Annotated in this window: 23 protein-coding genes; 1 reads left to right on the top strand and 22 read right to left on the bottom strand. The window is 70.9% G+C overall.

Annotated features, from left to right (window positions below; genetic code table 11):
* Positions 1-153 precede the first annotated feature (153 nt).
* A complete protein-coding gene (locus A6Q79_RS07015; protein ID WP_317697359.1) occupies positions 154-564 on the bottom strand; it encodes a methylmalonyl-CoA mutase family protein in 411 nt (136 codons plus the stop codon).
* 125 nt (positions 565-689) lie between these two features.
* Here A6Q79_RS07015 and A6Q79_RS07010 point away from each other — a divergent pair, with 125 nt between their 5' ends.
* Positions 690-1262, top strand: coding sequence for a cob(I)yrinic acid a,c-diamide adenosyltransferase (locus tag A6Q79_RS07010; protein WP_067856301.1), 573 nt, complete (start codon positions 690-692; stop codon positions 1260-1262).
* A gap of 92 nt (positions 1263-1354) precedes the next feature.
* Here the strand turns inward: A6Q79_RS07010 and A6Q79_RS07005 are convergent, their stop codons facing one another.
* The 21 genes from A6Q79_RS07005 to A6Q79_RS06905 all read right to left on the bottom strand — a co-directional run.
* Complete coding sequence (locus A6Q79_RS07005; protein WP_158509190.1) at positions 1355-1528, bottom strand: hypothetical protein; 174 nt, start codon at positions 1526-1528, stop codon at positions 1355-1357.
* Positions 1529-1668: 140 nt separating this feature from the next.
* On the bottom strand, positions 1669-2115 hold the full coding sequence (locus tag A6Q79_RS07000; protein WP_083516315.1) for a DUF2550 domain-containing protein: 447 nt from the start codon (positions 2113-2115) through the stop codon (positions 1669-1671).
* 33 nt (positions 2116-2148) lie between these two features.
* Positions 2149-2523, bottom strand: a complete 375-nt coding sequence (locus A6Q79_RS06995; RefSeq protein WP_067856295.1) for a F0F1 ATP synthase subunit epsilon — start codon at positions 2521-2523, stop codon at positions 2149-2151.
* Positions 2523-3965, bottom strand: coding sequence for a F0F1 ATP synthase subunit beta (atpD, locus tag A6Q79_RS06990; protein WP_067856292.1), 1443 nt, complete (start codon positions 3963-3965; stop codon positions 2523-2525). Before atpD ends, A6Q79_RS06995 begins: the two co-directional genes overlap by 1 nt.
* A 7-nt stretch (positions 3966-3972) precedes the next feature.
* Complete coding sequence (locus A6Q79_RS06985; protein WP_067856289.1) at positions 3973-4905, bottom strand: F0F1 ATP synthase subunit gamma; 933 nt, start codon at positions 4903-4905, stop codon at positions 3973-3975.
* Between the two features lie 6 nt (positions 4906-4911).
* Complete coding sequence (atpA, locus tag A6Q79_RS06980) at positions 4912-6552, bottom strand: F0F1 ATP synthase subunit alpha (protein ID WP_067856287.1); 1641 nt, start codon at positions 6550-6552, stop codon at positions 4912-4914.
* 59 nt (positions 6553-6611) lie between these two features.
* A complete protein-coding gene (locus A6Q79_RS06975) occupies positions 6612-7409 on the bottom strand; it encodes a F0F1 ATP synthase subunit delta (protein ID WP_286690332.1) in 798 nt (265 codons plus the stop codon).
* Positions 7409-7948, bottom strand: a complete 540-nt coding sequence (locus A6Q79_RS06970; protein ID WP_286690331.1) for a F0F1 ATP synthase subunit B — start codon at positions 7946-7948, stop codon at positions 7409-7411. The genes A6Q79_RS06975 and A6Q79_RS06970 overlap by 1 nt, the downstream gene beginning before the upstream one ends.
* A gap of 23 nt (positions 7949-7971) precedes the next feature.
* Complete coding sequence (locus A6Q79_RS06965) at positions 7972-8184, bottom strand: ATP synthase F0 subunit C (RefSeq protein WP_067856280.1); 213 nt, start codon at positions 8182-8184, stop codon at positions 7972-7974.
* Between the two features lie 76 nt (positions 8185-8260).
* Entirely contained in the window at positions 8261-9067 is an 807-nt protein-coding gene (gene atpB, locus A6Q79_RS06960) for a F0F1 ATP synthase subunit A (RefSeq protein WP_083516314.1), read from the bottom strand.
* Between the two features lie 136 nt (positions 9068-9203).
* Entirely contained in the window at positions 9204-9623 is a 420-nt protein-coding gene (locus tag A6Q79_RS06955; protein ID WP_286690330.1) for a hypothetical protein, read from the bottom strand.
* Entirely contained in the window at positions 9620-10747 is a 1128-nt protein-coding gene (locus tag A6Q79_RS06950; protein ID WP_067856274.1) for a glycosyltransferase family 4 protein, read from the bottom strand. Before A6Q79_RS06950 ends, A6Q79_RS06955 begins: the two co-directional genes overlap by 4 nt.
* On the bottom strand, positions 10740-11384 hold the full coding sequence (locus tag A6Q79_RS06945; protein ID WP_236749839.1) for an L-threonylcarbamoyladenylate synthase: 645 nt from the start codon (positions 11382-11384) through the stop codon (positions 10740-10742). Before A6Q79_RS06945 ends, A6Q79_RS06950 begins: the two co-directional genes overlap by 8 nt.
* Before the next feature lie 35 nt (positions 11385-11419).
* Positions 11420-11932, bottom strand: coding sequence for a VTT domain-containing protein (locus A6Q79_RS06940; RefSeq protein WP_067856268.1), 513 nt, complete (start codon positions 11930-11932; stop codon positions 11420-11422).
* Between the two features lie 65 nt (positions 11933-11997).
* Positions 11998-12858, bottom strand: a complete 861-nt coding sequence (gene prmC, locus A6Q79_RS06935) for a peptide chain release factor N(5)-glutamine methyltransferase (protein ID WP_286690329.1) — start codon at positions 12856-12858, stop codon at positions 11998-12000.
* Positions 12855-13922 (bottom strand): peptide chain release factor 1, encoded by a 1068-nt coding sequence (gene prfA / locus A6Q79_RS06930; RefSeq protein ID WP_286690328.1) that lies wholly within the window; start codon positions 13920-13922, stop codon positions 12855-12857. The genes prmC and prfA overlap by 4 nt, the downstream gene beginning before the upstream one ends.
* A gap of 108 nt (positions 13923-14030) precedes the next feature.
* Positions 14031-14237: a 50S ribosomal protein L31 gene (rpmE, locus tag A6Q79_RS06925; RefSeq protein WP_067856259.1), complete on the bottom strand. Its 207-nt coding sequence runs from the start codon at positions 14235-14237 to the stop codon at positions 14031-14033.
* A 136-nt stretch (positions 14238-14373) separates the two neighbouring features.
* Positions 14374-14856, bottom strand: a complete 483-nt coding sequence (locus A6Q79_RS06920; RefSeq protein WP_067856256.1) for a glutathione peroxidase — start codon at positions 14854-14856, stop codon at positions 14374-14376.
* A gap of 117 nt (positions 14857-14973) precedes the next feature.
* Positions 14974-16779: a transcription termination factor Rho gene (gene rho / locus A6Q79_RS06915; RefSeq protein WP_317697342.1), complete on the bottom strand. Its 1806-nt coding sequence runs from the start codon at positions 16777-16779 to the stop codon at positions 14974-14976.
* A gap of 187 nt (positions 16780-16966) precedes the next feature.
* Entirely contained in the window at positions 16967-17587 is a 621-nt protein-coding gene (locus tag A6Q79_RS06910; protein ID WP_317697339.1) for a maleylpyruvate isomerase family mycothiol-dependent enzyme, read from the bottom strand.
* Positions 17587-18010: TetR/AcrR family transcriptional regulator (locus tag A6Q79_RS06905; protein WP_317697336.1), on the bottom strand; the 424-nt coding region annotated here is incomplete at its 5' end. The genes A6Q79_RS06905 and A6Q79_RS06910, both read right to left, overlap by 1 nt.

Genomic DNA, 18010 nt, shown 5'->3' with positions numbered 1-18010 from the left:
CCCCACGATCACGCGCGGGTCACGAGGCGGTCACGGCGAGTGGGACTGGTCTGGACCGGGGACTCCGGGCCAGGCGGCATCTCGGTGCACACGTGTGTCGTTTTTGCGGAACGTGTTCCACGTCGCGCCCGGAAGTCGTACGCTCGTCGGGCTTCATGGGGGGAGCACAACGGGAGGGTTCACCAGATGGCGTTGCACGCCGAGCAGGTCGTGCGCGGGCTCGACGCCCTGCTCCTCGGCGGCCACCTGGTACATCGCCAGCAGCCACATGGCCGTGGCGTTGATCGTCATCGACGTGTTCATCTCGCCGAGCGGGATGTCCTGGAACAGCCGGCGCATGGTCCCGAGGTGCGGGATCGGCACGCCCACCTTGCCGACCTCGCCGCGCGAGAGCACGTGGTCGGGGTCGTACCCGGTCTGGGTCGGCAGGTCGAACGCGACGGAGAGCCCGGTCTGGCCCTTCGCGAGGTTCTTGCGGTACAGAGCGTTGGACTCCGCCGCGGAGCTGTGACCGGCGTACGTGCGCATCACCCAGGGGCGGTCGGGCGCAGACTTGTCAGGCATGACCGTCAGGTTACCGCGCCGTAACGTGACGTGGCAGACTCTGTGAGCCACGCGACCCACCTCACACGCCTCTGACGTCGCTCTCGCGTCCAGCCGGGCCCGGCGCCACGGCCTAGGGTGAGGCCATGGTCAACCTGACGCGCATCTACACCCGCACCGGAGACGACGGCACGACGAACCTCGTCGACTTCAGCCGTACGTCGAAGAACGACCTGCGACTGGTCGCCTACGCCGACGTCGACGAGGCCAACAGCCAGCTGGGCCTCGCGCTGTCGTTCGACGAGCTCGAGGACGACGTCGTGCGGATCGTGCGTCACGTCCAGAACGACCTGTTCGACGTCGGCGCCGACCTCGGCGCCCCGGTCGTGGAGAACCCGGAGCACCCGCCGCTGCGTGTCGAGCCGGACTACGTCGACCGGCTGGAGCACTGGTGCGACGACTACAACGAGCGCCTCGAGAAGCTGCGCTCCTTCATCCTCCCAGGCGGCACCCGCTCGGCGTCGGCGCTGCACGTGGCGCGCACCGTGACCCGACGGGCCGAACGGTCCGCGTGGGCCGCCATCGAGGTGCACGGTCCGACGATGAACCCGCTCACCGCGCGCTACCTCAACCGGCTGAGCGACCTGCTGTTCATCCTCGGCCGCTACGCCAACCGCGAGGTCGGCGACGTGTTGTGGGTGCCCGGCGGAGAGCGCTGAGCCGAACTGCCGCTGCACCCGCCCGGACGCACCGTCGCCCACGTCCCTGGGGAAGGGACGTGGGCGACGGTCAGGTCAGCGTGGTGCTGGGCTCACTCCCAGTCGATCGCGCGCTGGGTGGTCGCGCCGCCGGTGCTGTCGCCCTTGACGACCTTGGTGGCGGCCGGCTTGGTACCGGTGTCGGCCTGCGCGGGCATCGAGAGCGGGAGGACGGCGACCGCCGAGGCGAAGGTCGCGACGACGAGGCGCTTGAGGGTGCGGTTCATGGTGGCTACCTGTTCCATCGGGGGAACCCGGGACGTCCGGGCATGGCTCGTGTGAGTCATCGTCGCCTAGTCCTGGGGCGACGTCAACCTCCTGGGCGACGCGGCGGGCCGATCGTCCAGGCCTGTCCAGTCCCGCGCCGTCAGACGACCGTGCTGACGCTGCGACCGGGGGGCGACGCCTCGAGCCACGCGAGCAGACCGGTCAGCGCCGCAGGCGTCAGCGCCAGCTGACGCACGGCGGTCCCGTTGTCGGTCGCGACGACCACGTGGCCGTCGTGGATCGCGTGCACCTCTCCCCCGACCGGCTCGCGCCGGCCGTCGACCAGCATCGCGTCGCGCGTGAAGCGGTAGGCGGGGCGCATCCGCAGCGAGAACGTGCGGTACCACTCCAGCGTGCTGCCCCGGTACACGGCGAGGCCCAGGGTCCAGCCCTGGGCCGACGCCGCGTCGCGCTTGTTGATGCTCAGGTCGAACGCACCGAGCCGGCGCGCCAGGTACCGGCGCCGCAGCACCAGCACCGCCAGCAGGAGCACGCTGAGGGCGATCGCGGCCAGGACGAGGTCCACGGCCCACAACCACAGGGGCACCCGGCCCCTCCCTCCTCCGGCAGTCGTCCGGTGCTAGGCGAGCTCGATGCCCCGCAGCTTGGCCTCGGCGCGCAGCACCGCGTCCGTGTCGTCCGCCGAGCGCGCCTGCTCGAGCTCGGCCTGCACCTGCTCGCGGTCGAGCTCGGAGACCAGCGACGTGTCCTCGCTGAGGATGGAGACGCGGTCGTCGGCGACGGACAGGAAGCCGTCCTCGACGACAGCGACCACGGTCTCCGTGCCCGCCTTGATCTTCACCACGCCGGGCACGAGGACCGACAGCAGCGGGGCGTGCCCGACGAGGACGCCGAGGTCACCCTCGACGGTGCGCGCGACGACCTCGTCGGCCTGGCCCGACCACACGACGCGGTCGGCTGCGACCAGCTCGACCTGGAGCGACGTGTCGGCCATCAGGAGTTCTTCTGGATCTCGGCCCACTTCGCGTCGACGTCGTCCAGACCGCCGCACATGAAGAAGGCCTGCTCGGCCACGTGGTCGTACTCGCCGTCGCAGATCTTCGTGAAGGCGTCGATGGTCTCGTCGAGCGGGACCGTCGAGCCCTCGATGCCGGTGAACTGCTTGGCCACGTACGTGTTCTGGCTGAGGAAGCGCTGGATGCGACGAGCGCGCGAGACGATCGTCTTGTCCTCCTCGCTGAGCTCGTCGACACCGAGGATCGCGATGATGTCCTGGAGCTCCTTGTTGCGCTGCAGGATGCCCTTGACGCGGTTCGCCGTCTGGTAGTGGTCGTCGGCGATGTAGCGCGGGTCGAGGATGCGCGACGTCGACGTCAGCGGGTCCACGGCCGGGTAGATGCCGAGCGACGCGATCTCGCGGGAGAGCTCGGTCGTGGCGTCCAGGTGCGCGAACGTGGTGGCCGGCGCCGGGTCGGTGTAGTCGTCGGCGGGCACGTAGATCGCCTGCAGCGAGGTGATCGAGTGGCCACGCGTCGAGGTGATCCGCTCCTGGAGCACGCCCATCTCGTCGGCGAGGGTCGGCTGGTAGCCCACCGCGGACGGCATGCGGCCGAGCAGCGTCGAGACCTCCGAGCCGGCCTGCGTGAACCGGAAGATGTTGTCGATGAAGAGCAGCACGTCCTGCTTCTGCACGTCGCGGAAGTACTCCGCCATCGTCAGCGCGGACAACGCCACGCGCAGACGCGCTCCCGGCGGCTCGTCCATCTGGCCGAAGACCAGCGCCACCTTGTCGAGGACGCCCGCCTCCTCCATCTCGGCGATGAGGTCGTTGCCCTCACGGGTGCGCTCGCCGACACCGGCGAACACCGACACACCGTCGTGGTCCTTGGCGACACGGGCGATCATCTCCTGGATGAGCACCGTCTTGCCGACGCCGGCACCGCCGAACAGGCCGATCTTGCCGCCGAGCACGTAGGGCGTCAGCAGGTCGATGACCTTGATGCCGGTCTGGAACATCTGCGTCTTGGACTCGAGCTGGTCGAACGCGGGCGCCTTGCGGTGGATGCCCCAGCGCTCGTTGACGTCGAAGGTCTGACCCTCCTCGAGGTTCATGACCTGTCCGGTGGTGTTGAACACCTTGCCCAGCGTCTGGTCGCCGACGGGCACCGAGATCGGCGCACCGGTGTCGGTGACGACGCTGCCGCGGACGATGCCGTCGGTCGGACGCAGCGAGATGGCGCGGACGAGGCCGTCACCGATGTGCTGCGCGACCTCGAGGGTCAGCGTCTCCTCGCGACCCTCGATCTGGGTGTCGACCGTGAGCGCGTTGTAGATCTCCGGCATCGCGTCCGAGGGGAACTCGATGTCGAGCACCGGTCCGATGACCCGCGCGACGCGACCGGTGGTGGTGGTCTTCTCTTCGGCAGTGGCAGTCATAGCTCTCTCACTCCTGACCAGCCGTGGCGTCGGCGAGCGCGTTCGCGCCGCCCACGATCTCGCTGATCTCCTGGGTAATGCCGGCCTGGCGGGCCTGGTTGGCGATGCGGGTGTACTTCTCGATGAGGTCCTGCGCGTTGTCGGTCGCGGACTTCATGGCCTTCTGGCGGGCAGCGAGCTCAGAGGCCGCTGCCTGCAGCTGGCAGTAGTAGATGCGGCTGTTCACGTACTTCGGCAGCAGCGCGTCGAGCACCTCGTGCGCCGACGGCTCGAACTCGTACAGCGGGAGCAGCTCGGACTCGTCCGGCGTCTCCGTGCCCTCGACGACCTCGAGCGGGAGCAGGCGGATGACGTCCGGCTCCTGCGTGAGCATCGACTTGAAGCGCGTGAACACGATGTGCAGCTCGTCCACGGCGCGCGCGGGGTCGATCGCCTCCTCGGAGGTCTCGTCCTCGGCGAACAGCGAGGTCAGCGCGTCGCCGATCTCGCGGGCGTTGGCGAACTCGGGCTTGTCGGAGTAGCCCGTCCAGGACTGGACGAACTCGCGCTGACGGAACGTGAAGTACGTGACCGCCTTGCGTCCGGAGAGGTAGAAGTCGACCTCCTTGCCCTCGGAGCGCAGCTTCTCGGTGAGTCGCTCCGCCTCCTTGAGGACGCTGGAGGAGTACGACCCCGCGAGCCCGCGGTCGCTCGTGATCACGAGCACCGCGGCGCGCGTCGGGTTCTCCTTCTCGGTGGTGAGCGGGTGGTCGACGTTGGAGAACGTGGCCACCGCGGACACCGCCCGGGTCAGCTCACGCGCGTACGGGGCTGCCGCCGCCGCGTGCTGCTGCGCCTTGATGATGCGCGAGGCGGCGATGAGCTCCATGGCGCGCGTGATCTTCTTGGTCGCCTGGGTCGACCTGATCTTCGCGCGTAGCTCTCGTACCGACGCTGCCATAGTGGGTCAGCTCCGCTTCTGCTTGACGATCTGCTCCTGCTCGACGTCCTCGTCGTCAAGAGCCTCGAACTCCTCGCGACCGACCGAGATGCGCTCGCCCTCGCTGGTCTCGAACTGCTCGACGAACGCCTCGTAGGCCGACTCGAGCGACGACGCGGTGTCGTCGTCGAACTTCCCGGTCTCGCGGATCGCCGAGAAGATGCCCTCGTGGGAGCGCTTGACGTAGTCGAGGAACTCCTCCTCGAAGCGGCTGATGTCCTCCACGGGCACCGGGTCGAGCTTGCCCTGGGTACCGGCCCACAGCGAGACGACCTGCTGCTCCATCGGGAACGGCGCGTACTGGCCCTGCTTGAACAGCTCCATCAGGCGCTGACCACGGGCGAGCTGCGCCTTCGACGCGGCGTCGAGGTCGGAGGCGAACATGGCGAAGGCCTCCATGGCGCGGAACTGCGCGAGGTCGACCTTGAGCGAGCCGGTGACCGCCTTCATGGCCTTCGTCATCGCCGCACCACCGACGCGCGACACCGAGATGCCGACGTCGACCGCGGGACGCTGGTTGGCGTTGAAGAGGTCGGACTGCAGGAAGATCTGGCCGTCGGTGATCGAGATGACGTTCGTCGGGATGTAGGCCGACACGTCGTTGGCCTTCGTCTCGATGACGGGCAGACCCGTCATCGAGCCCGCGCCGAGCTCGTCGTTGAGCTTGGCGCAACGCTCGAGCAGCCGGCTGTGGAGGTAGAAGACGTCGCCGGGGTAGGCCTCGCGGCCCGGCGGACGACGCAGCAGCAGCGAGACGGCGCGGTAGGCCTCGGCCTGCTTCGACAGGTCGTCGAAGATGATCAGGACGTGCTTGCCCTGGTACATCCAGTGCTGGCCGATGGCCGAGCCGGTGTACGGGGCGAGGTACTTGAAGCCTGCGGAGTCGGAGGCCGGAGCGGCCACGATGGTCGTGTACTCCAGCGCGCCGGCGTCCTCGAGGGCGCCACGCACGCTGGCGATCGTCGAGCCCTTCTGGCCGATGCCGACGTAGATGCAGCGGACCTGCTTGGTCGGGTCGCCGCTCTCCCAGAACTCCTTCTGGTTGATGATCGTGTCGATCGCGATGGCGGTCTTGCCGGTCTGGCGGTCGCCGATGATCAGCTGGCGCTGGCCACGGCCGATCGGCGTCAGCGAGTCGATCGCCTTGATGCCGGTCATGAGCGGCTCGTGCACCGACTTGCGCTGCACGACGGTGGGCGCCTGGAGCTCCAGGGCGCGACGACCGTCGGTGGCGATCTCGCCGAGACCGTCGATGGGCTCGCCCAGCGGGTCCACGACGCGGCCGAGGTAGCCGTCGCCCACGGGCACGGACAGCACCTCGCCGGTGCGCTTGACCTTCTGGCCCTCCTCGATGCCGGCGAAGTCACCCAGGATGACGACACCGATCTCGCGGACGTCGAGGTTCAGCGCGAGGCCGAGCGTGCCGTCCTCGAACTCGAGCAGCTCGTTGGCCATGGCCGAGGGCAGACCCTCGACGCGCGCGATGCCGTCCGCCGCCTCGGCGACGATGCCGACCTCTTCGGTCTTGCTGGCGCTCGGGGAGTACTCGGAGACGAACTGCTGCAGCGCGTCGCGGATCTCCTCGGGACGGATGGAGAGTTCCGTCATGTTTCTGCCTGCCTTCTGTGGGTCTGGTGGCTGGGTGGAGCCGGAAGAAATGGGGTGGGTCAGCCCGCGAGCCGCCGACGGGCGGCCTCGAGCCGGCTGGACATGGTGCCGTCGACGACCTCGCCGCCGAGGGAGACGGCGATGCCTCCGACGACGCTCGGGTCGACGACGACGTTGAGGTGCACGTCGCGGCCGTACTTGGCGGCCAGGGCCGAGGCGAGCCGGGTGCGCTCGTCGTCGGAGAGGTCGTAGGCGACCCGCACGACGGCGACGGCGCGGTCACGACGCTGCGCGGCCACGTCGCCGAAGGCGGTGAGCACCTTCTCGAACGAGCCGGTGCGTGCCACGACGGCCTGCTGCGCCAGCTCGAGGGCCTCGGTGGAGACCTTGGAGCCGAACAGCGTCGCGAGCAGCGTCGCCTTCGCCTGGGCCGGGTAGGACCGGTCGGCCACGACACCACGGAGCTCGACGTCGGCCGCGACGGCGCGTCCGATCTCGAACAGCTCGGTCTCGAGCTGCTCCAGCGACCCGGCGGCGTCGGCCCGCGCGACCACGGCGCTGGCGCCGGCGGTCTCGAGGGCGTCGGCGAGGTCACGACCGGCGTTCCACCGCGCGGCGGCGGCGGCGCGGACGACGTCGACCGTGCCCGGACCGACCTGCGAGCCGAGCACACGGGACGCGAGACCCGCCTTGGCGTCGGACTCGGTCGACGGGTCGGTGAGCACCCGGCGCAGCGCCGGGTTGGCGTCCAGCAGGGACACGACGCCGAACAGCTGCGTGCCGAGGTCCGCCGAGTCCTGGGCCGACTCGACGGCGGACAGGACCCCCTCGAGGGACCGCGCGGAGATGCCTCGCATCAGTTGGCCGACCCCTCCAGCTCCGTGATGAAGCGCTCGACGGTGCGACGCTGACGCGACTCGTCCTCGAGCGACTCACCGACGATGCGCCCGGCGAGGTCCGTGGCGAGCGAGCCCACCTCGGACTTGAGCTGGGCGAGGGCCTGCGAGCGCTCCGCCTCGACCTGCGCGTGCGCGGTCGCGGTGATGCGGGCAGCCTCCTCCTGGGCCTGGGCCCGGAGCTCGGCAATGATCTGCGCGCCCTGCTCCTTGGCCTCCTCGCGGATGCGAGCGGCCTCGTGACGGGCGTCGGCGAGCTGCGCCGTGTACTGCTCGAGCGCGGCCTGGGCCTCCTGCTGCGCCGACTTGGCCTCCTCGATCCCGCCCTCGATCGCGGCCGTGCGCTCGGCGAAGGCCTTCTCGAAGTTGGGCACGACGAACTTGCGGATCAGGAGGAAGAGGATCCCCAGGACCACCAGGCCCAGGACGATCTCCGGCAGCTCCGGGATCAGGGGGTTGTGCTCCTCCCCCTCAGCTGCTGCGACCAGGATCGCGCTCATGGTGAATCTCCCTTAGCAGAGGATCAGTTGTAGCCGAAGACGAAGGCGAGGGCCAGCGCGATGATGAAGAACTGCTCCGCGAGGACGAAGCCGAAGATCGCGATGCCCTGGAGACGGCCCTGCGCCTCGGGCTGACGGGCGACGCCCGTGACGTAGGCGGCGAAGATCAGACCGACGGCGATGGCCGGGCCGATGGCAGCGAGGCCGAGGCCGACGGTGGCGATGGAACCATTCATGACGGTTCTTTCCTTTCGTGACGACGCGGACGCGTCTGGTGCGGGTCGAGAAGTGGTCGGATGGAGCCGGCCGAGCTCAGTGCTCGTCGGCGATCGCGCTGCCGATGTACATCGCGGTCAGCAGCGTGAAGACGTAGGCCTGCAGGAACATGATCAGCATGTCGAGGAAGCTGACCCCGATGCCGAGCACGAAGGAGAGCACGCCGGCCGGGATGCCGATGGCGGCGTTGGCGTAGCCCGTGACCAGGTACGCGGCGCCCAGGGAGAACAGCAGGATCAGCAGGTGACCGGCGAACATGGTCGCGAAGAGACGCAGCGCCAGCGTGAAGGGGCGCACGATGATGTTGGAGAGGAACTCCAGCGGCACCAGGGCGATCAGGATCGGGCCCTTGGCGCCGGCCGGGACCGTCTGGTGCTTGAGGTAGCCGAAGAAGCCGTGGCGACCGATGCCGGCGACGTTGTAGATCAGCCACGTGACCAGGGCCAGCGCGACGGGGAAGCCGAACTTCGACATCGACGGGAACTGGATCACCGGGATGACGCCGTAGAAGTTGTTGACCAGCACGAAGAGGAAGACCGTGAAGAGGTACGGCACGTACTTCATGTAGTCGGCGCTGCCGATGTTGTCGCGCGCGATGGAGTTGCGGATGAACCCGTACACGAGCTCTCCGGCGAACTGCAGGCGCCCGGGCACGACCTGGGCCTTGCGGCTCGTGGCGTAGGCGAAGGCGAAGACGATCACCAGCGACAGCACGAGGAACAGCTCGGGCTTGTTGACCTCCCACCCGCCGATCGTGAACGTCGGCGGGAGCAGGAAGCTCCCGGGGCCGGGCTGCGGCGGGCCGTCAGCGGCAGCCACCAGGGCGGTCGAGGCGAGGGTCACTCGGTCACCTTTGTCTCATGGCGCGGTCGATTCCGACGAAGGTCGGCGATCCGGCAGTACGGCCAGCGTCATCGTTCACGTCGGGCCCGGTCGCTGGGCGGATCCGGTCCGGCGCATGAGTGAGGCTACCAGGGGGTCACGACGGGGTGTCGCCCAGGTCATAGGTGAGGACCCGGCGGCGCCGGAACGACCACAGCGCCAAGGCGGTCCAGACCAGGCTGCACACCACTGCGGCGAGCCCGAAGGTGCGCCGGTCGACGTGCTCGGCCACTCCCCCGACGTCGAAGAGCAGGAACAGCACGGCCATGGCGGCGAACGCCTTGACGAGGAAGAAGAGCACGGCCGCAGGGAGCGAGAGCACCGGGCTCGAGCGCGCCACCGGGTTCAGGACGACGGGCGTCGAGCCGAGGAACACCGCGACGACGACACCCGCGAGCAGGGCGCCCAGCAGCCCGGCGGTCCCCCGCACGGCGAGACCCGCGACGGCGGCAAGAGCCACGACGGTCCCGTACGCCAGGGCCTGCGAGCCGAGGGCCGACCGGTCTGCGGACCTCACGAGCCGTCCCAGACGCGCTGCTCGAGCCGTGGGAGCACGAAGACGGCCGCGGCCGTGAGCACGCTCAGCACGCCGAACCCGACGATCGACTGCCAGCCGCTGAACAGGCTCACCACGACGCTGCCGAAGGCCACCAGGCCGGCGGCGGCGTACATGAGCAGCACGGCACGACGGTGCGAGTGCCCGATCTCGAGCAGCCGGTGGTGGATGTGCATCTTGTCGGGGCTGAACGGCGACCGTCCCGCCCGGGTGCGGCGCACGACCGCGAGACCCAGGTCGACGAACGGCACGATGAGGATCGCGAACGGCAGGAAGAGCGGCAGCAGGGCGGGCAGGAAGCTCGCCGCCCCGCCACCGACGCCCTCGGACAGGCTGGTGGCCGGGAACTGTCCCGTGAGGCTGATCGAGGAGCACGCGAGCACGAAGCCGATCAGCATCGACCCGGAGTCGCCGATGAACATGCGGGCCGGGAAGAAGTTGTGCGGCAGGATGCCGAGGCAGGCGCCCGCCAGGGCGGCCGTGAGCAGCGCGGCGCCGATGGCGCGTGCCTCGCCGTTCACGACCGCGAGGGAGAAGGCGTAGGAGAAGAAGGCCACCGCGCCGATCGCGACCATGCCGGCGGCCAGCCCGTCGAGGCCGTCGACGAAGTTGACGGCGTTCGCGGTGGTGACGATCAGCAGCACCGTGAAGATGATCGACTGCGCGTTGTCGAGTCCGAGGTAGTTGTTGTACAGCGGCAGGTAGAGGAACTGCAGGCCCATCGCGACGACGACGACGCCGGCCATGACCTGGCCGGCGAACTTGCTGAGCGCGTCGAGCTCGAAGAGGTCGTCGATCACGCCGACGAGGCAGATGACGGCACCGCCCACGATGACGGCGCGGGCGTCGCCGAAGACGGCGTCCTCGTTGCGGGACAGGAACGGCAGGTGGGTCGCCACCAGGTAGGCCGAGACGAGCCCGCCGAGCATGGCGGGGCCCCCGAAGTACGGGGTGGGGATCGCGTGCACGTCGCGGTCACGCACCTTGGCGACGGCTCCGAAGCGCATCGCGAGCGTCCTGGCGATCGAGGCGAGGAGGTAGGTCACCCCCAGGGCGACGCCGAAGACGACGAGGTACTCACGCACCGAGCGGCTCCACCGTGTTGTTGAACCGGTGGAGCACGTCGAGCCCGATCGGACCCTCGCGCAGGATGCGGGGCGTCGCGCCCGTGACGTCGAGGATGGTGGACGCGGTGCCCCCGGGGCTCTGACCGGCGTCGAGGTAGACGCTGACGGACGTGCCCAGCATCCGCTCGGCGTCCTCGATCGTGGTGGCGGCCGGCTCACCGGTCAGGTTCGCGCTGCTCACGGCGAGCGGCCCGGTCTGCTTGAGCAGACCGAGCGCGACGGGGTGGTCGGGCATGCGCACCGCGACGGTGTGGTGGGTCTCCCCCAGGTCCCACGTGAGCGACGGCTGCTGCCGGCACACCACCGTGAGGGGTCCGGGCCACAGCTCGGTGGTCATCGAGCGCAGCCATCCCGGCACCTCGGTGACCAGGGCCTCGAGCGTCGTCGGCGCCCCGACCAGGACCGGTGGCGGCTTCTGGCGCGTGCGCCCCTTGGCGTCCAGCAGGCGCTGGACGGCCTCGGGCGAGAACGCGTCGGCGGCCAGGCCGTAGACGGTGTCGGTGGGCAGCACGGCGAGCTCGCCGGCCTCCAGTGCCGCCTGGGCGGCGTCGACGCCGGTGCGGCGCATCTCCTCGTCGGCGCAGTCGTACCTCACCGGGCCACCCTAGCGGGCGCGGGTGGGCCCAGCGGTCACCACAGGTCGTGCACGGCGTCCAGCAGGTCGAGCCCGTGCACGAGGAACGCGAGCGCCAGGAACTGCGCCGTCCGACCGAGGAAGACCATCGTGAGGAACACCCAGAGACGCTGCCGCGACAGCGGCGCCAGGATCGTCACCACCGCGAGCGGTGGCACCGCCAGGAGGGACGAGAGGAGCACGGTGGCCGCGCCGAGCACCGGGCGGTCGAGCCAGGTCAGGAGCAGGTCGCCGACCCGCCGCAGCCAGGCCGTGAACCGGTAGCGGGGCTCGGAGCGGCGCGCCTCGCGACGGAAGCGCTGCGACCCGCCGCGGATCAGCACGAACACGAGCGCCTTGCCCGCGACCGTGCCGACGCTCAGCGCCATGACGCCCCAGAACAGCATCCAGTCCTGCATCGTCGCGCCCATGGCGACGACGTAGACCTCGGCGTTGAGGAACACCGGGAGGATCGCCGATCCCACCCCGAAGGCGAAGGCGGCCCCGTGGATCAGGAGCTCGGCGACCATGTCGCGACCCTATCGATCCCGCTCCGCGCCGCGCCGGAGGTCCCGACTCGTGCGCGGCGAGCCGCTCACGGACGGCGCGCGGTGACGTACCGCGGCCGGTCCGCGAGGTCCGCGTGGTCGCGCACGTCGGCCCACCGGCCGGCGAACACGGCGGGGGCCGACTCCCCCTGCGCATCGGCGTGCTCGGCCCCGACGACACCGCCCGGTCGCAGCAGGCGCCACGCCGTGCGCTCCAGGCGGCGCATGGCGTCGAGCCCGTCGTCGCCCGACCAGAGCGCCAGGGACGGGTCGTGGTCGCGGGCCTCGGGCGCCACGCTCTCCCACGCGTCGAGCGGGATGTACGGCGGGTTGCACACCACGACGTCGACGGTGCCGTCGAGGTCGGCGAAGGCCTCGAACGCGTCGCCGAGCCGCAGGTCGGCGCCCGTGTCGCCGAGGTTGCGCTCCGCCCACGCGAACGCCTGCTCGTCGAGCTCGACGGCGTGCACCTGGGCCCGCGGCACCTCGTGCACGACGGACAGCGCTATTGCGCCGGACCCGGTGCAGAGGTCGACGACCACGGGCGGTGCCGAGCGACTCGAGGACAGCACGGCCGACGCCTGCTCGACCGCCCAGCCCGCCAGCAGCTCGGTCTCCGGACGCGGGACGAACACGCCGGGACCGACCTCGAGGTCGACGTAGCGGAAGCCGGCAGAGCCGGTGAGGTGCTGCAGCGGAACGCGCCGGGCGCGCGCCGCGACCATGTCGCGGTAGACCTGCAGCTGCGGACCCTGGAGGCGTGCGCCGAGCAGCATGCCGCGCGGGGTCCCGGTGACGTGGGCGAGGAGCAGCTCCGCGTCGACCCGCGGCGAGGCGACGCCGGCCTCCGTCAGCGTGGTCGTGGCCTCCTCGAGCAGACGCTCGGCCTGGCTGCGGACGCGGCTCATGCGCGGGACCCGTCGGCGGTCTCGAGCCGCTCGGCGAGGTCGGCGTCGACGAGCGAGCCGATGACGTCGTCGAGCGCGCCGTCCATGACGGCGTCGAGGTTGTAGGCCTTGAACCCGGTGCGGTGGTCGGAGACGCGGTTCTCGGGGAAGTTGTAGGTGCGCACCCGCTCGGAGCGGTCGACCGTGCGGATCTGCGAGCGTCGCGCGTCGGACGCCTCGGCGTCGGCCGCGGCCTGTGCCGCCTCGAGCAGGCGCGAGCGCAGGATGCGCAGCGCCTGCTCCTTGTTCTGGAGCTGGCTCTTCTCGTTCTGGCAGCTCACCACGAGACCGGTCGGGAGATGGGTGATGCGCACGGCCGAGTCGGTGGTGTTGACGCTCTGGCCTCCGGGCCCGGACGAGCGGAACACGTCGATGCGCAGGTCGGCGTCGTTGACCTGGACGTCGACGTCCTCGGCCTCGGGCAGCACGAGGACCCCGGCGGCCGACGTGTGGATGCGGCCCTGGGACTCGGTGACGGGGACACGCTGCACGCGGTGGACGCCGCCCTCGAACTTCAGCAGCGCGTAGGGCGCCTGCCCGGGCTCGGGGGTGCCCTTCGCCGCCACCGAGGCCGTGACCGACTTGAAGCCCCCGAGCGCCGACTCGGTGGCGTCGATGATCTCGACCCGCCAGCCCTTCGTCTCGGCGAAGCGCGTGTACATGCGCAGCAGGTCGCCGGCGAACAGCGCCGACTCCTCGCCGCCCTCGCCGCCCTTCACCTCGAGGATGACGTCCTTGTCGTCGGCGGGGTCGCGCGGCACGAGCAGCCGCTGCAGCCGCTCCTCCAGCTCCGCGCGCTGGGCGGCCAGCTCGGCCGCGTCCTCGACCAGCTCGAGCTCACGGGCGGCCTCGAGGTCGTCACCGGACTGCTGCCAGGCGCGGTAGGTACGCACGACCGCACCGAGCTCGGCGTAGCGGCGCCCGACCTTCTTGGCCCGCGCCGGGTCGGCGTGCGTCGCAGGGTCCGACATCTGTCGCTCGAGCTCGGCGTGCTCGGACAGCAGCGCCTCGACGGCCTCGAACATGCTGGTCCTCTCTGCTACCTCGCGCCCACGGTCTCGCCGGCGCACCGCGCCCGGACGTACGACGACGCCGACCCGTCCGCGAGGGATCGGGTCGGCGTCGGAGAGGAGCTACTTCTTGCCGTAGCGCTTCTCGAACCGGGCCACGCGGCCGCCGGTGTCGAGGATCTTCTGCTTGCCCGTGTAGAACGGGTGGCAGGCCGAGCACACGTCGGCGCGGAGGGTGCCCTCCGTGGCGGTGCTGCGGGTGGTGAACGAGTTGCCACAGGTGCAGGTGACCTGGGTCTCGACGTACTCGGGGTGGATGTCGCGCTTCATGGTGTCCTCTCGTGGTGCTGGGTCGGGCCGCGGGTGCGGACCGTGAACCAGGACCGGGGATCGATTGTGCCAGGGGCACCTCGTACAACCGCCACCGCCCCTCGGTTGTTCCCCAGGCAGCAGCCGCGCTACGAGGTCAGGCCGGCAGCAGCGCCTCGACGTCGTCGGCGATCTTCTCGGGCTTCGTCGTCGAGCCGTAGCGCTTCACGACGTTGCCCTCGGAGTCGACCAGGAACTTGGTGAAGTTCCACTTGATCTTGCTGCCGAGCACCCCGCCCTTCTCCGAGCGGAGCCAACGGTACAGCGGGTGCGCGTCGTCGCCGTTGACGTCGACCTGGGAGAACATCGGGAAGCTCACGCCGTAGTTCTTCTGGCAGAAGGCGGCCGTGTCCTCGTCGGAGTCGGGGTTCTGGTGGCCGAACTGGTCGCACGGGAAGCCGAGGACCACGAGGCCGCGGTCGGCGTACCGGCTGTACAGCTCCTCCAGGCCCGTCAGCTGCGGGGTGAAGCCGCACTGCGTGGCGGTGTTCACGACGAGCAGGACCTTCCCCCGGTAGTCGGAGAGGTCCCGCGGAGCGCCGTCGATGGTCGTGGCGGTGAAGTCGTAGGCAGTGGTCACGTCGCCATCCTAGGGACGCGGTCCACCCGTCGCAGACCAGCGCGCGGGCCGCGCCGGCCGTCCGTGGCACGCACGACGGGCCCGCCGACCGTGGTCGGCGGGCCCGTCGGGGCGTGCTCAGGCCAGGGGGCTGCGCTGGAGCGCGAGGAGCAGCTCGGCGTTGCTGCCGGTCTTCTCCAACCGCCCGACGACCGTGTCGAGGACCTGCTGCGGGCTGCGCCCGACCAGGGCCCGGCGCGTGGCGACGAGGATGTCGAGCTCCTGCTCGTCGAGCAGCAGCTCCTCGTGGTTGGTGCGCGAGCCGGCGATGTCGACGGCCGGGAAGACCTGCTGGTTCTCGTCGACCTGCAGGCGCAGCACGCTGTTGGCGGCGCCGTCGATCTCCTCCAGCACGGCCTCGTCGACCACGGACGACGTGCCCGCCAGCGCCGTCGCGAGGATCGTCAGCGAGCCGCCGTCCTCGGCGTTGCGCGCCGCGCCGAAGAACGTCTTGACCGGGTGCAGGGCGGCCGCGTCGACCGCGCCGGCCATCCGGCTCGAGGCCGTGGACGCCTGGTGGTAGGCCCGGCCGAGCCGCGTGAGGGAGTCGAGCAGGACGACGACGTCGTGACCCAGCTCGACCAGACGCTTCGCACGCTCGATGGCGAGCTCGGCCACCGTCGTGTGGTCGGCGGCCGGACGGTCGAAGGTCGAGGCGATGACCTCGCCCTTGACCGAGCGCTGCAGCTCCGTGACCTCCTCGGGGCGCTCGTCGATCAGGACGACCATGAGGTGGCACTCGGGGTTGTTGGCCGTCAGCGCGTCGGCGACGGTGCGCACGAGGGCCGAGCGTCCACCACGCTGCTCCGAGACGACCAGCTGACGCTGTCCCTTGCCCACGGGCGCGAACAGGTCGATGAGGCGGGTGGTCACGACCGTCGGGTCGGTCTCGAGGACCAGACGCTCCTCGGGGTGCACGGGCGTCATGGAGGAGAACTCGATGCGGCCGCGCGCCTCCTCCAGCGGCGTCCCGTTGACGGTGTCGACCCGCACCATCGGGTTGAACTTCTCCTTGCGCTCGCCTTCGCGCGGCTGGCGCACCTGGCCGGTGACCGCGTCGCCCTTGCGCAGACCCCACTTGCGGACCATGGACAGCGAGACGTACACGTCGTTCTCGCTCGGCAGGTAGCCGGTGGTGCGCACGAAGGCGTAGTTGTCGAGGATGTCGAGGATGCCCGCCGCGGGGACCAGCACGTCGTCCTCGGTGTAGGTGGGCTCGCCGTCGGCACCGCGGCCGCCGCGGTTGCGACCACGACGGTTGCGACGACGTCCGCCGGCCTCGTCGTCGTCGGCCGCCTGCGGGTCGACGCCGCGCTGGCCGTTCTTCTGCGGGGCGTCCTGGCCGCCCTGCTGGTCGCCCTTGCGCTGCTGGTCGCCGCGGCGCTGGTCGTCGTTCTTCTGACCGTCGCCGTTCTTCTGGTTCTCGGTGTTCTTCTGCTGCTCAGCGTTCTTCTGGCCGTCGCGCTGCCCGTCGTTCTTGGTGCGCTGGTTGCCGTTCTTCGGGCCCTGGCCGCGCGGGGTCTCGCGCGCCTGCTCCTCGGCAGCAGGTGCGCCCTGGGGCTTCTCGTCCTTCTCGACCTGGGGCTTCGCGCCCGGGGCCTTCTCCGGCGCGGTCGGCTCGACCTGCTGGGGTGCCTGCTCGGCGGGGGCGGCCTGGACGGCGCTCGGGGCGCTCTCGCCACGGGCGGCCTTGATGGCGTCGATCAGCTCGCCCTTGCGCAGCTTGCCGGCGTCGCTGATGCCGAGGCCGGACGCGATCTCGCGCAGCTCGGCGAGGACCTTGCCCCCGAGCGCGCCGCCCGAGCGACGGGCGGGCTTGGCGGGGGCGGCGGAGGCCGGCTCCGCCGACGGGGACGCAGACTGGTCAGTGGGGGTGTCGGTCACGAGGATGCTTCCTGGGTGGGAGGGGGCGCCACAGGCCCTCCGGCGAAGACCGGGGCACCGTGGCCACCCGCCGACGGCGGGCGGACGTACACGTGTCGGGGAACGGGATCCACACCGACGTCCGTCACTCTAGCAGTGCGCTCGAGCGCTCGATCCGCCCCCGACGAGCGCGGTCAGGGGCCGTCGTTCAGGACGTCGGGACGACGTGGGCACCGCGGTCGGCGACGTCGACCTCGAGCACCCTCCAGCCGTCGGGGACGGCGTCCGTGACACCCCGGGCGAAGGCGAGCACCGTGGGCCCGGCACCGGAGATGACCGCCGGCACGCCGTCGACGCGCAGGCTGCGGACCAGGCGGTAGGAGTCCGGCATCGCGCCGGCGCGGTACTGCTGGTGCAGGAGGTCCTCCGTGGCCGACGCGAGCCGCTCGGGCGCCTGCGTCAGCGCCGCCACGAGCAGCGCGGCACGGCCGGCGTCCCAGCGGGCCAGCAGCTCGTCGATCGGCAGGGCCGCCAGCTCCTCGGCTCCGGCGTCGACGAAGCCGTCGACGTCGGCCAGCGCGGCGGTCACGACGGCGTCCCAGTCGGCCTTGCCCTCGGGCCAGCGCTCGGCGTCGGTGGTGCGGGCAGCGAGCACGGCCTGCTCGTCGGTCCACGCGAGGTGGGCGACCTGGTGGGCGACGGTCCACCCGGGCGCGGGGGTGCTGGTGCGCCAGTCGTCGGGCTCCAGCCCGGTCACCACCGCGCGCAGGGCGTCGCCCTCCGCGGTGAGGTCGGCGAGCAGGTCGTCGAGCAGCGAGCTGCTGGTCATCAGGGGGTCCTCCCGGTCAGCGTGGCGTCGAGGGTCAGGGCCCAGCGGTCGAGGATCGCCTCGCGCCGGCGCCGGTCGTCGGTGATGGTGTTGGCGAGGCCGAGGCCGCGCACCAGGTCGAGCGTGGCCTGCACCAGCTCGCGGGCACCAGGGGCGGTCTCGTCGACGCCGAGCAGCTCGACGGTGAGCCGGTGCACCTCCCGGCCGACCTTCTGCTCCAGCGGGCCGACAGCGGCCATCAGGTCGGCGTCGGTGCGCGCGGCCACCCACAGCTCGAGGGCGGCGGTGAAGACGGGCGAGGTGAAGTGGTCGCCGAGCAGGTCGAGGACCGCGCGGGTGCTGCGTGGCGTCGGGACGGCAGCGGCCGCGGCGGCCAGCTCGGCCCCGCGGACCTCGGTCAGGTGCTCGACGGCGGCGACGACC

Origin of the sequence: Aeromicrobium sp. REDSEA-S32_B7, assembly GCF_001626145.1 — a bacterium.
GTDB lineage: Bacteria > Actinomycetota > Actinomycetes > Propionibacteriales > Nocardioidaceae > Aeromicrobium > Aeromicrobium erythreum.
This window is presented reverse-complemented; position numbering and strand designations above follow the sequence as displayed.